The sequence below is a fragment of the Microbacterium sp. 22296 genome, assembly GCF_052045385.1.
Lineage (GTDB): Bacteria > Actinomycetota > Actinomycetes > Actinomycetales > Microbacteriaceae > Microbacterium.
Window position 1 is genome coordinate 96579 of record NZ_JBQEOS010000009.1, and the last position, 13535, is coordinate 110113.

At 68.4% G+C, this 13535-nt stretch carries 12 protein-coding genes; 4 read left to right on the forward strand and 8 right to left on the reverse strand.

What is annotated here, in order from left to right:
• Positions 1-3: 3 nt before the first annotated feature.
• The 5 genes from ACTJJP_RS15020 to ACTJJP_RS15040 form a co-directional block, all read right to left on the reverse strand.
• Positions 4-816, reverse strand: a complete 813-nt coding sequence (locus tag ACTJJP_RS15020) for a sugar phosphate isomerase/epimerase family protein (protein WP_440775783.1) — start codon at positions 814-816, stop codon at positions 4-6.
• Positions 817-849: 33 nt separating this feature from the next.
• A complete protein-coding gene (locus tag ACTJJP_RS15025; RefSeq protein ID WP_440775784.1) occupies positions 850-2262 on the reverse strand; it encodes an MFS transporter in 1413 nt (470 codons plus the stop codon).
• Positions 2263-2360: 98 nt separating this feature from the next.
• Positions 2361-3158: an IclR family transcriptional regulator gene (locus tag ACTJJP_RS15030; protein WP_440775785.1), complete on the reverse strand. Its 798-nt coding sequence runs from the start codon at positions 3156-3158 to the stop codon at positions 2361-2363.
• Between the two features lie 80 nt (positions 3159-3238).
• Positions 3239-3871, reverse strand: coding sequence for an AAA family ATPase (locus ACTJJP_RS15035; protein ID WP_440775786.1), 633 nt, complete (start codon positions 3869-3871; stop codon positions 3239-3241).
• Positions 3868-4515 (reverse strand): bifunctional 4-hydroxy-2-oxoglutarate aldolase/2-dehydro-3-deoxy-phosphogluconate aldolase, encoded by a 648-nt coding sequence (locus ACTJJP_RS15040; RefSeq protein WP_440775787.1) that lies wholly within the window; start codon positions 4513-4515, stop codon positions 3868-3870. The genes ACTJJP_RS15035 and ACTJJP_RS15040 overlap by 4 nt, the downstream gene beginning before the upstream one ends.
• 332 nt (positions 4516-4847) lie before the next feature.
• Here ACTJJP_RS15040 and ACTJJP_RS15045 point away from each other — a divergent pair, with 332 nt between their 5' ends.
• From ACTJJP_RS15045 to ACTJJP_RS15060, 4 genes are read left to right on the forward strand one after another with little or no spacing between them, the layout of a single operon-like run.
• Positions 4848-5405, forward strand: coding sequence for a VOC family protein (locus ACTJJP_RS15045; RefSeq protein WP_440775788.1), 558 nt, complete (start codon positions 4848-4850; stop codon positions 5403-5405).
• Complete coding sequence (locus ACTJJP_RS15050) at positions 5402-6322, forward strand: sugar phosphate isomerase/epimerase family protein (RefSeq protein ID WP_440775789.1); 921 nt, start codon at positions 5402-5404, stop codon at positions 6320-6322. The genes ACTJJP_RS15045 and ACTJJP_RS15050 overlap by 4 nt, the downstream gene beginning before the upstream one ends.
• Positions 6319-7299: a Gfo/Idh/MocA family protein gene (locus ACTJJP_RS15055; protein WP_440775790.1), complete on the forward strand. Its 981-nt coding sequence runs from the start codon at positions 6319-6321 to the stop codon at positions 7297-7299. The genes ACTJJP_RS15050 and ACTJJP_RS15055 overlap by 4 nt, the downstream gene beginning before the upstream one ends.
• On the forward strand, positions 7296-8045 hold the full coding sequence (locus ACTJJP_RS15060; protein WP_440775791.1) for an SDR family NAD(P)-dependent oxidoreductase: 750 nt from the start codon (positions 7296-7298) through the stop codon (positions 8043-8045). The genes ACTJJP_RS15055 and ACTJJP_RS15060 overlap by 4 nt, the downstream gene beginning before the upstream one ends.
• A gap of 212 nt (positions 8046-8257) precedes the next feature.
• Here the strand turns inward: ACTJJP_RS15060 and ACTJJP_RS15065 are convergent, their stop codons facing one another.
• From ACTJJP_RS15065 to ACTJJP_RS15075, 3 genes are all read right to left on the reverse strand, one after another.
• Positions 8258-9055: a helix-turn-helix domain-containing protein gene (locus ACTJJP_RS15065; RefSeq protein ID WP_440775792.1), complete on the reverse strand. Its 798-nt coding sequence runs from the start codon at positions 9053-9055 to the stop codon at positions 8258-8260.
• 61 nt (positions 9056-9116) lie between these two features.
• Positions 9117-12005, reverse strand: coding sequence for a hypothetical protein (locus tag ACTJJP_RS15070; protein WP_440775793.1), 2889 nt, complete (start codon positions 12003-12005; stop codon positions 9117-9119).
• A gap of 137 nt (positions 12006-12142) precedes the next feature.
• Entirely contained in the window at positions 12143-13504 is a 1362-nt protein-coding gene (locus ACTJJP_RS15075; protein WP_440775794.1) for an ABC transporter substrate-binding protein, read from the reverse strand.
• Positions 13505-13535 lie beyond the last annotated feature (31 nt).

Here is a 13535-nt window from a genome sequence, read left to right on the forward strand (position 1 = left end):
AGATCATGCCGAGATGGTCCAGCCCCGCTCGCGGAGAGCATCGACGCCCGTCGCGAACTCGCGCAGGGTGTCCTGTTCGCGGATGATCTCGAGCACGACGTTGTCGACGCCCAGCGTCGAATCGACCACCTCAGCGAGACCGCGCCAGTCGATCACTCCGGTGCCGATCGGGTCGTGCCCCCACACATCGGTCCCGGTATCCGAGACGTGCACGAGGGGAATGAGCTCGTGATGCGCGCGCAGAGCTGCCACCGGGTCCTCCTCGATGTACGCGGCGTTGGCGACGTCGTAGACGATCCCCACCGCGTCGTCGTCGATGGTGGTCACGACAGCGGCGAGCTCATCGATCGTGGGAGTGAAGCAGTACGGGGTGTTCTCGAACAGCAGTCGCCGACCGGCAGCGCGAGCCAGCGGCACCAACTCCTGCATGCTCTCCAGGAGCCATCCGTGCACCCGGTCGAGAGAGGGCGAGATCATCGGGCGCCGCGTGCCAGGCGAGATGACGATGTCAGTGGCACCCCACTCCCCCGCGAGGTCGATCACCGAGGAGATGTGCTCGATGCTCTTTCGACGCATGCTGGCGCCGGGGCTGGCGAGGTTGATGTCGTAGCCGCCGGCGTTGAGGGAGCGAACCGACGCGCCGATCTCGCGCAGCCTGGCCGCGCCGCCGGCGCGCTCCTGCGCCGTCATGTCGGCGGGCCAGCAGTGCGGTGAGCTGATCGGGATCTCGAAGGTCGAGTATCCCTCCTCGACCAGCTCGGCGATGGCATCGAGTGCCGACATCGACCAGAGGTAGGAGAAGGTGTTGATGATCATGCGAAATGCCTTTCCGGCAGAGGCGACGGTGGACTAGGGGCGCGCGCTGCGGCCGCGGCTCGAGGGAGCCTCGGCGGCGGCGTCTGCCGTCAAGATGGTGGCAATGCTGTCCGTCGCGGATACCGTCGCACCCGGCGCGCGGCTGCCGGTCTCGGGCAATGTGAAGTACACGGCGAGGCAGAGTCCGACGACGACGATCATGTAGACCGCGACGAGCATCGGCTGTCCGGCGCCGACGAAGGCGGCGGCGATCAGGGGGGCCGTTCCGCCGAAGACCGCGATGACGATCTGGTGAGCGAAGCCGATGCCCGACACGCGGACGGATGCGGGGAACAGCTCGGCCTGGATGGTCGGATACACCGCCTGCCAGATGCCGAGGACGACCCATCCGGATGCCGCGACGACGACGTACACCCAGAAGCCGGGCGTCTGCAGGAGCAGGAGGAGCGGGTAGAAGAGCACGATCATTCCGCTCGCGCCGATGATGGGGAAGATCTTGCGGCGTCCGAGGCGGTCGGACAGATACCCGGTGACCGGAACCACGATGACCAGGAGGGCGAGCCCGATGACGCTGCCCGCCAGGGTCGACGACAGGTCCCGGCCGGACGTGAGGTTCGCGTACGTCGGCAGGAACGTCGCCCAGGTGTAGTAGGCCACGGCGGGCGCCGACAGCGCTGCCGTCTGCAGGAGCGCCTTGGGGTGGGAGCGCAGCAGTTCGAGCAGTCGAGCAGGAGCCGACTTCTGCTCCACGACCGCGCTGGCTTCGAACTCCGGCGATTCGTCGGAACGGGCGCGCAGCAGCAGACCGACGATGCCGAAGACACCGCCGAGGATGAAGGGAATCCGCCACCCGTAGGACTGCAATGCGTCGCTGGCGAACACCGATGTGACGATGGCCGCGGCGGCGGTCGCTGCCAGGGTGGCCAGACCGCTGGCCATGTTGGTGAACGATCCGAACAGGCCGCGACGATCGGCGGGGGCGTGCTCGACCATGAACGCGATCGCGCTCTGCCCCTCCGTTCCGGCCGAGATGCCCTGCAGGATGCGCGCGACGACGAACATGATCGGGGCGAGGTAGCCGACGGTGGCGAACGGAGGAGTGAGTCCGATGATGAGAGCGCCGAGCGCCATGCCGGAGACCGCCAGGGCGAGGATCCGTCGCCGGCCGTACCGGTCGGCGAGGGGCGAGATGATGATGCCGCTGAGCGGGCGCACCACGAAGCCGATCGCGTACGTCAGGAAGGCGGCGATGAGCGACGCGAACGGGGAGTCGGAGGGGAAGATCTGCGATGAGAACACCGCGGCGAGGAGTCCATAGACGTACCAGTCGTACCACTCGACGAAGTGTCCGACCGTCCCGGCGAGGAGGTTTCGAGCTCGGCCTTTCGGCGCGAGTGCCGGCGGATGATCTGCCGCCCGACCGGGGACGGAGTGCGGAGTGGACATGGACTCTCCAATGAGTGGCGGGCACGACGAACGTCGCCCCGGTCGACGGGTGGCTGTGTGAGCCGAGAAGGATGACCGACTTCTGCCGGCCGGGTGGGTCAGGCGGTCAGTGCGGCGTCGGCGACGAGATAGGCGTAGCTGGGCCAGCTCTTCGATATCTCCGCCGCGGCTGCGATGAGCGAAGGCGACAGCTCGGCCATCCGCGCGCGGGTCATGCGCACGGACGGTCCCGCGATGCTGATGGTTCCCGTTGCTTCGCCGTCGGGTCCGGCGCCGTAGATGGGAGCGGCCACGGCGTGGATGCCGAGGTCCATCTCCTCGAAGGTGGTCGCGTAGCCCCGGTGACGTACTTCGTCCAGCTCGACCAGCAGGTCGTCGCGATGAAGCGCCGAGCGTGCCGCGACGCTCAGGCGACTCTCGCCATCGAGGACGGCTTCGACGCGCTCTCGGGAGAGCGTCGAAAGCCACGCCTTTCCGGAGGCCGTCGCGTGCGGCACCACGTCTTGGCCCATGACGGGATCAAGGCGAAGGGACGAGTTGGACCCCTGAGCTTTGGCGATCCACTGAAGGGAGTCGTTGGTCGCGACCGCGAGACGGACAAGCTCCTCGCACGCTCCGGCAAGCGTCTCCAGCGTGTGCTGCGCCCAGGTGCCGACGCCGGACGACGACAGCTGTCGAAGACCCAGGGCCCCGAGGCTGTGCGTCGCTACGTAGCTCGAGCTGCGCGCATCCTGCATGACGTATCCGACGCCGACGAGAGCCGTGAGCAGGCGATGGGCGATCGCCTTGTTGATCTCGAGGCGCTCCGCGATCTCGCTAACGCGCCGCCCCTCCGGGCGAGACGACAGTAACTCGAGAACACGCATGGTGTTGGCGACATCATCAGCGAGAGCCATGACGACACCTCCTCATCTTCGTGGATCCGTCGCGTCTTGTAACGCTGTTACAGCAGGCTCACACGCGTCGGTCGCGCTTGTCAAGCGGGCGGGCCGGAATGTCCCGCGACGGTCGGATCTGCGTCGTCGCTCGGTGCCGTCACTTCGTCGAGTCGGTCGAGGGCATCGGCATCCTCGTTCCAGAAGTCGACGATCTCGATTCCTTCCCAGCGACACAGGAGCGCGCCGAACCGGTCCCAGTACCCATCCCAGTCGGCGAGCTTCGCGCGGTCGCGCTCGCTGCCTCGCTCGATGAGGCGCCGCCGCACGACCTCCGGTGACGCGCGCACCCGGATCACCCGGATTCGAGCGGGGGGCCACCCCGCCTGCGCGACGGAGCGCCGCAGGAATCCGGGGTCGTCGAGGTACGCGACGAATGGCGCGTCCAGCACGACGGCGTGACCGAGCGCGAGATTGCTCCCCGCGGCGGCGAACAGCGTCTCGTACTCGGCGGGCATGATCGCCGTGACGTAGACGTCGTTGGATTCTCGGTCGGACGGGTCCTGCCCCAGGGCGTCGAGGGCGACTCGCACGAGGGGGCCGGCGATCGTGTCTTTATCGAGGTACACCGCCCCCGTCTCGGCACTCAGCCGCTGCGAGAGGGTCGACTTGCCCGACCCCGCCCCACCGAGGGTGATGTACGCGAGGGGGAGCCTGTCGGCATCCGCTGTCACCGCTTCACCCGGTCGATCGCGGCGACGAAGCCCTCCGCGGCCTCGGTGACCTTGCGCAGGTCGCGAGAGGGTCCACCGGCTTTCGTGATGGCACTGCCGACACCGACTGCGGCGACGCCAGCGGCGAACCACTCCCCGACGTTCGCCGTGGTGACCCCGCCGGCCGGGAGCAACGGGACGTGGGCGAGGGGGGCGAGCACCGCCTTCGTGTACGGGATGCCGCCCGCCTCGGTGGGGAAGAGCTTGACGATGTCGGCACCGGCTTCCGCGGTGTCTAGGATCTCGGTGGGCGTGTACGCACCGCTCATGGTGACGACCTGATACCGGTTGGCGACGCGGATCATGTCGGGGTTCAGGTTCGGGCTCACGAGGAACCGCGCGCCCGCCTGGATGCTCGCCCATGCGGCGTGCCCGTCGAGAACGGTGCCCGCGCCGAAGATCACGTCGCGATCGGCGAAGCGTTCGGCGAGACGCTCGATCACGCCGAGGGCGCCGGGGATGGACAGGGTGATTTCGAGGGCACGGATGCCTCCGTCAACGGCAGCCGTCGCGACGTCGTATGCCTCCTCGGCGGTCGGTAAGCGGACGATGAGGACGTTTCCGGATTGGCGGACCGTCTCCAGGACTTCGAGTTTTTGGAACATGACACTGATGGATACACGAATTCGCGCCGCTCCGCGAGCTCGGCCACAGCGACGTTGACAGCATCGCGAACCCTGTGACACTCTTTTTGCAATCGATCTCAGCAACCGTTCTCATTTGCGGGATCGCCGCACGAGGCGAAGGAGCTGCGCATGGATGACCACGTCCGTCCGCCCGTGCCCGGGAACGTGGTCTGCGACGCCCGCGATCCCCTTCCCCGCCGCGGGCGAACGACCGCAGGAGCGGGCCGACGGCAGCGCGGGCCCTTCGTCGCCGCCCGCGTCGGCGTCGTCGTCCCACGCATCGCCCCGCCCCTGACCCCGAGGATTGCTTCATGAGCACCAGCCGCCTTCCCGGCCTGCAACACGTCGACCACGTCGCGTTCACCGTTCCCGACCTCGACGAGGCGGCCACGATGTTCACGGTTCTCCTCGGCGCCGAAGAGCTCTACCGCTCCTCCCGCGGCCCCGACGCCGACGTCATGCCGGAACATTTCGGTGTTCCCGCCGACGCGCGTCTGGAACTGCGCATGATGCGCCTCCCTCCCAACCTGAACGTCGAGCTCTTCCAGTGGTGGAGCGCGGATCGCGCTCCCGCCTTCCCCCGTGCGAGCGACGCCGGCGGGCACCACCTCTGCTTCGTCGTCGACGACGTCGACGACGTCGTCGACGCGATCAACGGATTGACGGGGGTCGAGGTGCTGGGCTTCCGCAAGGAGGTCGCCGCCGACAGCCCCACCGTCGCCGGCAATCGCTGGGTCTACGCGCGCACCTCCTGGGGCCTGATCCTCGAGTTCGTCGACCGCTCGCGCGTCGTCGATCCTCCTCGTCTCGTCGGTCCCGCCGACTGGCAGAACCACCCGACCACGCACACTTCGGAGAACCCCGCATGATCATCGCCGGCCACACCCTCGGCACTCCCGACCACTCCGTCCCGGAAGCCCTCCGGCTCTTCGCCCGAGCGGGCCTGGATGCCGCGGAGGTCATCTATCAGGACGGTTACCGCAGCGGTCTGCGCGTGGGCGACACCTCAGCCGCGGCCGAGGCTGCCCGCGTCGCCGACGGGGAGGGGATCCCCGTCATCGGCCTCACCCCCTATACGACGGCGTTCAACTCCCTGAATGAGCTCGAGCGCGTCGCGGCCGTCGACGAGCTGCGCGGCGCGATCGACACCGCCCACGTCCTGGGTGCGACGCGGATCCGCATCTACTCGGGGTCGTGGCAACCCGATCGCGATGAACACGCCGCCCACTGGGAGCGCCTCGTCCATTCGCTGAAGGAGCTCTCTGCCCCCGCGGCGGCCGCAGGCGTCGTCCTGTGTGCCGAGAACCACTTCGGCACGATGACGCAGACCGCTCGCGATACCGCCGCGCTGGTCCGGGCGGTCGACTCGCCCGCGGTGCGCGTGCTCTACGACCAGGCGAACCTCACCTTCACGCACGACGAAGGCGTCGATGACGCGTTCGCCTTGCAGGGGGACCTCATCGCACACGTCCACGTGAAAGACCTCGTGTTCAAAGACCCGAACGCCCCCTTCGTCGCCTCCGAGACGGCGCGCGTGCACGCGGACGAACGAGCCGTCATCTCACGGGTCGTCGGGGACGGCTCCCTCGACTGGCCCCGAATCCTCCAGCGGCTGCGCGGAATCGGGTACGACGACGCCCTCACGCTCGAGTACGAGTACCGGTGGCATCCGCAGGACCTCGATGAGCCCGAGATCGGGTTCCGCCGCGGAGCCGATCACATCCGGAGTCTCCTCGCCGAGATCTCCCGCCGTTCCGCCGACCGCGACGCCGAGGTGCTGTCGTGACGGCCATCCGCGTCGGCGTCGTCGGGGCCGGGAACATCGCGAGCATCGCCCAACTGCCCACCCTCGTCCAGCGGGACGACGTCGATCTGCGCGCCCTGGTGTCCCGGCGCGATGATCCGACGCAGGTGCAACGCCGCTGGGGATTCGACACGGTCTACCGCACGGCGGACGAGATGCTCGCCCACGAAGACCTCGACGCCGTCTTCGTGCTCACGCCGCGTTCCGAGCACGTCGCCGGCGTGGAGAGCGCCCTGCGCGCCGGGGTGGACGTGTTCTGCGAGAAGCCGCTCGCCACCTCGACGGCGGATGCGGTCCGGCTCGCCGAACTCGCCGACGCGCATCAGCGCATCCTGATGGTCGGGCTCAACCGACGCTTCGCGCCCGTCTACGTCGCCGCCCGCGAAGCCTTCGGTGAGAGCGGCGCCACGTTCTGCGTCGCCCAGAAGAACCGCCCCGGCTCGGAGTATCGGGCGACGTTCGAGAACGCCATCCACATGGTCGATCTTCTGCGGTGGTTCTGCAGCGGGGATGTGGTCGATGTCAGCGCCTCGGCCGCCGGTACCGACCCGTGGGAGGAAGACGGCACGGCCGCCCTCATCCGCTTCTCCACCGGCAACACCGGTGTTCTGATGGCGGCGCGAACCGCCGGCGCGTGGAGCGAGAAGCTCGACGCTTACGGGCAGATGCGGTCGGCCGAGGTCATCGCTCCCGACTTCGTCGCCGTCACCGTGGACGGCATTCGCACCGTCCGGTCCATGAGCCCGGAAGCGTTCGGCTGGGCCACGGCGACGGAAACCTTCGGCTTCGCCGGCGCCGTCCGTCATTTCCTCGATCGTGTCCGCGACCGCCAGCAGCCCCTGACCTCGGGGTGGGAAGCCGTGAAGACGCAGCAGTTGCTCGACCGGATTCTCACGGTCTCGGGTCTTCCGACCCACGAACAGGAGGGACGGCAATGGGCGAGCAAAGCAGTCAAGTGAGCCGTGTCACGCAGCAGGTCACGTTGGTCACCGGATCCAGCGGGGGGATCGGCGCCGCCGTCGTGGACGTCCTCCGCTCTCGTGGTGACATCGTCGTCGGCGCTGACCGCGCCCCGCTCGACGGGCAGCAGATCGACGACTTCTTCGAGCTCGACGTCACCGATGAGCGACAGACGAAAGACGTGCTCCGGCTCATCGTGGAACGCCACGGTCGCGTCGAGGCGTTGATCCATTGCGCGGGCGTCCTCGGCGGGACCGCAGACCCCCTCGTCACCACCACCGAGGAGTTCGAGCGCATCATGCGGGTGAACGCGACGGGGACGTTCACGATCACACGCGAGACCGCCACCCTCATGCGTGACGCGGGCACCACGGGCACGATCCTTCTGCTGTCGTCCGTAGCGGCGAAGGAGGCGCGCGTCGACTACCTGCCCTATAACGCGAGCAAGATCGCCGTCCTGCACATCATGTGGTCGATGGCGAAGATCCTCGGACCCGCGGGCATCTCCGTCAATGCCGTCAACCCCGGACCGGTGAATACACCGATGTGGTCGCAGTTGGCCGACCAGTCGGGCGCGGCTCACGCTGCTCGCGTCGCCCGCGCCGCGCAGCTCCCGATGAAGCGCTTCGCCGAGTCCGTCGAGGTCGCCCGCGCCGTCGAGTTCCTCACGGCGCCGGAGAACAGGTACATCACCGGCGTGTCCCTCGACGTCGCAGGAGGAGCGCACCTCGGCATGGGCTCGTGAGCAACACACCAGATCACGACTGACTTGGCCGGCTTCCGACGTACGGGGCGTGCGTCCGTCACCTCGGGGACCGGGAATCCGTCCGCCTGACACGGACGCGGCCTCACCCGTTCGCGACCGCCTCTGCTCTCGGCGGAAGGCCTGAGGTCAGAGCTCCCTGTCGACCACGCCAGGAACGGCTGCGTACCGCGCGCCGTTCGGCCGGTGACTCCTCAGGGTTGGTGGGGTGGTGTGGGCTCCGGCGTGTCGGCGATCGGGCACGGGAGATCGACCTCGAACCCCACGGCGCCGTCGAGGCTCGAACGACGCCCCCGCCTCTTGAACGCCATCGGGGTCACCCCGAAGAGACGTTTGTGAGCGGCGCTGAGACCGCTGGGCCCCGCGTAGCCGATCGAATGGGCCACCTCACCGGCCGAGATGCCCTGACCGAGGAGGAAGACGGCTGCGTACAGCCTCACGCGAGAGTGCCACTGCGACAGCGACAGGCCGGTCTGGCGCCGGAAGCGCGAGCTGAGCGTCGCCGCTTGCATGCCCGTCGCGGCCGCGTAGCGCTCTGTGACGTGAGACCCGGACGGGGCCCCGAGGATCTTCTCCGCGATCTCTCGCAGCGTCGGGTCGGACGGAAGAACGAGCGTCATCGCGGGGTGCGCCGGCGTCAGGACGTCGGAGACGGCATGCCAGGTGTCGCGTTCGCGACCGTCCGCTGTCCCGGGCCATGACTCGCGGCGCGCGGGAGCCGCGATCTCGAAGCCGGCGACTGTCGCGAATCGCATGGGCAGCAGAGCGATGTGCAGCGATGTGCTTCCCACGTCGGAGCCGGGCGCGACGTGTGTCGAGATGGTGCTGCCCGCGGGGGCCCAGAGGCCGTGCCCCTGAGGAACGAGGTAGATCGTCCCCGCGTCGCGCGCCACGACGGCCCCCCGTTTCACCCACACCAGTCGGTGGGCCCCCGCCGAGGGAGGCGGGGTCGCCGCCACCGGGGCCGTGCCCCCGGTTCGACGGGTCTTCATGGGTGTCGTGTCCCTCGATGAGTGGTGCGGTGGGGGGCGGAGTCCCACCCCCCACCGGCCCCTAGTTCTGGGCGGAGTACGCCGCCGTGATCTGCTGGGTCGCGGGCGACCCGTTGACCGTGCCCTTCAGCGTGACGATCGCTTCTCCGGCGGGGATGGAGCTCTTCGTCGAGTTGATCGCGGCACTGACCCTCTTCCCGGGCTGCACGGCTGTGAAACTCTTGGTTCCGTAGCCGGTGGCGATCGCCACATCGACCGGCACCGACGACGTGTTCGTCACCTCCACAGCCACATAGGCCTTGCCGGCGATCTTCCGCGTGGACGCGGCCGCCTCCGCCGTGAGCAGGACATCGGCCGTGTTGGTGGCCTTCACCACCAACGGCGACAGCGCGAGCCAATCGATGTTCGGGGCGTTGCCGGTGGTGTTTCCCAGGCGCAGCGAGCCGCCCGTCGTCGACAGATCCAGCGGCACGGTGTGCGTCCAGAACCCCTTCCACGAGTAGTTGTTCCGGAACGCACCGCGGGTGGTCGTCCCGCTGTCCTCGGTGATGTCGAGAAACCGGGTGATGACGTCGGTGTTGTACGCGTGACCGGTGTTCTTCTCCGCGTTCGAGTACCGCACGGTCAGGTCGTAGGCGCCGGCGCCGAGACCCGCCGGCCGAGCGAGGGTGGCGTAGTTGTTCGCGCCACCGCCCAAGTAGCTGAGCTGCTGGCCGGAGACGTTGGTCGGCTGGCCCGGCGTCTCCAGACGTGCCGCCCCGTTGCGCGTGATCTTCGAGCCGTCCTCGCCTTCGACACGGACCGTGGCGGCGTCGCCGTCCGTCGCACGGGTGAGCGTGACGGACTGCACGGCAGCGCCCTGTGCGGAGCTGATGCGGAGGTCCGTGATGCCCTCGGCGAGGTGGACGCGTGCCGTCGAGGTCCACACCCCGCCCTTGTCGGCGCCCAGACCGGTGATGCCGCGCTCGTTCACCTGGACCCCCAGGCCGGCGGCGCCGGTGGTGGCGTAACGGATGGCGACGTCGTAGTACCCGGTCTCCCGCGCGGAGGGGAAGAACGTCGCCGTCTGGTCACCCGTCAGGCTGACCGCGCCCTTGGTGTAATCGAGCGGGGCGTCGGTGCGGGCGAGGACGGCCGGGTAGGTGGTCGTCTCGGGTCCGTCGATGCGGGTGAGGTCGAATCGGTCGAGGGAGATGTCGGATCCGGGAAGGAGCGTGGAGCCGTCGGCGCTCATGCGGACGGAGAGCTCGTGGCGTCCCTGCGTGAGCTGGACGAGTGTCTCCCCGCGCCCGCGGTAACTCCAGTCGAAGCCCGCTTCGTACTCGATGGTCGACGCATTCTGGCCGTCGACGAAGAGGGCGTGCTTTCCGGGTCCGATCCTCGACCCGTTCACCCCGGCGATGGCGCCGAATCGGTAGGTCCCGGTGGTCGGCACCTCCACGGTCCACGTGAGCGCCGAGGTGACCCGGTTGGTCGATCCCACGTCGCGGCCGCCGGAGGCCGAGAACGTCCAGTCGGCCGCAGGGTCCTGGGTGTAGGCCGTCACGTCGCGCAGGACGGTGTTCTCCGCCTCGATGCTGGTCGACCACGTCGCGTCCGCCGCGGGCTGTGCGGGCAGGGCAGGGGTGATGACCGCCTGGTAGGCGTCGAGCCGGTTGCTGCTCGGAACGTCCACCTGGATCGTGCCCCCGACGGCGACGCGCTTGGCGACGACGACCGGCGGGGCCTGCGCCTCGCCCTCCTGTCCGGACCACTCCGCTTCGCGGATCTGGATGTCGACGGTACTGCCGAAGACGGCCGGGTCGAGACCGGAGAGGTCGAGGCGGGTGGCGTTGTTCGTACCGCCGAACAGAACGGTCGCCTGCTTCTTGGCCGCATCGATCGATCCGAGCCCCTGGAGGGTGTCGGGTGCGTTCAGAGACGGCGGGGTCACGGCGACGGTCTGACCGGACAGGTCGCCGTACCACTTCAGCAGCCACCAGGCGCCGTTGGCGCTGTTGTTCTTGGCCATGTTGTCGTTCAGATTGCCCGCGTAGGTCCAGTACGCGGTCTGCGCGTCGACCTTCTCGTCCTCGAACATCGCCAACCACTGCACGAGGTTGCCCGGCACCGACATGTCGCGCCGCATGGCGTACTCGGTGATGTTGACAGGGCGCGCCGTGATGCCGAGGTCGTTCTCGATCTGCCGGTACTCAGCGAGGTGCTGACGGAAGTACTGCAGGCTGCTGCGACCCAGCTCATGCCAGGTGAACATGTCCGGAAGGACGTTGTTGGCCTTCGCGTACGCGAGGAAGTCGCGGGTGCGGCCGGGCTGCCAGCGCGTGTCGCCGTTGCCGGCGATCTTGGCGTCGGGGTAGACGTCCTTGATGACCTGGTACACCGCTTTCCAGTCCTGCAGGTAGGTGTCCTTCATCGAGTTCCAGTCGCCGTACCAGTTCCCCCCGTCCGGCTCGTTGAACGGCGTGAAGATGTATTTCTCGGGGTGGTCGGACTCGTCCACGACGCTCTTGACGACCGTGCGGACGATGTCGAGGTAGGTGGTGAAGTCGGACGGCCGCTTCCCGCCGTTGTACGCCCAGTCGGGGTAGTAGTCCTGGATGTTGGTCATCATGTATTCGCCCCCGTTCTCGAAGAACGCGCGCTCCACCTCGAGCGGGTCGCCGTTGGGGTGCTGGGCGCCGTGGGGGGCCTTCTGGGTGAGGTTCGTGGGGCGTGCTCCCGCGATGATGGCGTCGGTGGGGACACCGTCGTCGGACAGACCGTAGAGCATGCCGGAGGCGCCGCCCTGGACGCCTCCGTCGGTCTTGCTGAAATCGACGCCGATGACGTCGACCGTGGCCGCGTGGGCCGGGGCGGCGACGCCGACGGCGAGGCCGGACAGCACCAGCGCGCCGAGCGCCGTGCAGGCCGTCGCGCGCGCGATGCGCGAGCGGGAATGAGGGGTGATCACGAGTACTCCTTCGTACATGGGTGGTGTGGGAGGCGGGCCATCGAGAAGCGACGGCAGAAGCGGGAGACGAGAACGGGGACGGGGGGGTACCCGGGGCGTCCGGTCGGTCGGGGGCAGCCGGACGCCCCGGAGTCGGGTTACTTGAAGAGCGCGTTGACCTGGTCGTTGGCGGTCTGCAACGCGCTCTCGTCCGAGGCGCCCTTCAGGTAGGACTCGATGGCGGCCTTCATGGTGTCGTTGACCTCGGACCACTGGTCGGCGATGGGCAGCAGCTTGGTGGTGCCGTCGGTCACCTGCACCGTGAATCCGGACACGTCCCAGCCCTTCTCGGCGAAAGCCGCTTCGGCCTTCTCCGTGGACGTCTTCACCGCGGGGAACACGACCGCGGCTTCGCCGACGACGTCCTGGCACTGGGCCGAGGCGAGGTACGTGACCCATTGCCACGCGGCATCCTGGTTCTTGCTGCCGGACCAGATGCCGTCGGAGAGCCCGTTGAACAGGCTGGCGCGCTGACCGCTGGGGCCGACCGGGGTGGGGGCGACCTTGGTGGGAACGGCATCCTGGCCGAGGTAGGAGCTGTTCATCCAGCTGCCGTCGGTGACGAGCGCGTAGCGGCCGGCGAGGTATCCGTTCAGCGGATCCTGCTCGGACAGAGCGATGTCGACGCTCGGCATGTAGCCCTTGTCGATCAGTCCCTTGTACCAGGCGAGGGTGCTGCCGAAGGACTCGTCGCCGAAGTTCCACGAGCTGGTCCAGGGCGTCTTGTCGCCGTAGTACCAGTCGTCGCTCAGCGCGTAGGGCGACCAGGTCTGCTGACCGCTGGCGTTGAGACCGTTGCCGCTGAGGGCGAGGCCGTAGACGGCGACCTTGGTCTTGTCGAAGCCGGCCTCATCTCCGCGGACGCCGTTCTGGTCGACGGTGAGGTGGGCGACGAGCTTCTCGAACGTGCCGCCGTCGGTGGTGTTCCAGGCGAGGTCGGCGAGCTGGTCGGCGGTGTAACCGGCGTCGGCGATCATCTTCTCGTTGTAGAAGGTGGCGACGGTGTCGAAGTCCTTCGGGAGACCGTAACGACCGCCGTCCTGGTTCGTCCACAGCTCTGCGAGGCCGTCCTGGTAGATGCCGAGGTCGATGCCGTCCTTCTCGACGCGGTCGGAGATGTCGAGGAGCTGACCCTGGGAGACGAACTGGGGATAGTACGACAGGTGGTCGGCGAAGACATCCGGGGCGGTCCCCGAGGCGAAGCCGGTGGTGAGGCCCTGCCAGTAGTCGGCCCATCCGTACTGCTCGATGTCGACGGTGATCCCGGAGGACGCCTGGAAGGCGTCGGCGCACTGCTGGTAGGCCGGCTGCTGGTTGCTGTCCCACAGCCAGTAGGTGATCGTCTTGCCGTTCGCGGAGTCGGTGTTGCCGGGGGCGGCGCAGCCGGCGAGGACGACCGGGACGGCTGCTGCGATGACGGCGACCGCGACGGTGCGGCGCGCGCGTGAGGTGGTGCGCATAGAGGTGCCTTTCGTGATGTGAATGCGGTGG

Bases quoted from the DNA above. Each gene is read 5' to 3' on its own strand.
- ACTJJP_RS15030 (WP_440775785.1), bottom strand. From the start codon at position 3,158: ATGGCTCTCGCTGATGATGTCGCCAACACCATGCGTGTTCTCGAGTTA.
- ACTJJP_RS15020 (WP_440775783.1), bottom strand. From the start codon at position 816: ATGATCATCAACACCTTCTCCTACCTCTGGTCGATGTCGGCACTCGAT.
- ACTJJP_RS15025 (WP_440775784.1), bottom strand. From the start codon at position 2,262: ATGTCCACTCCGCACTCCGTCCCCGGTCGGGCGGCAGATCATCCGCCG.
- ACTJJP_RS15050 (WP_440775789.1), top strand. From the start codon at position 5,402: ATGATCATCGCCGGCCACACCCTCGGCACTCCCGACCACTCCGTCCCG.
- ACTJJP_RS15040 (WP_440775787.1), bottom strand. From the start codon at position 4,515: ATGTTCCAAAAACTCGAAGTCCTGGAGACGGTCCGCCAATCCGGAAAC.
- ACTJJP_RS15075 (WP_440775794.1), bottom strand. From the start codon at position 13,504: ATGCGCACCACCTCACGCGCGCGCCGCACCGTCGCGGTCGCCGTCATC.
- ACTJJP_RS15065 (WP_440775792.1), bottom strand. From the start codon at position 9,055: ATGAAGACCCGTCGAACCGGGGGCACGGCCCCGGTGGCGGCGACCCCG.
- ACTJJP_RS15045 (WP_440775788.1), top strand. From the start codon at position 4,848: ATGAGCACCAGCCGCCTTCCCGGCCTGCAACACGTCGACCACGTCGCG.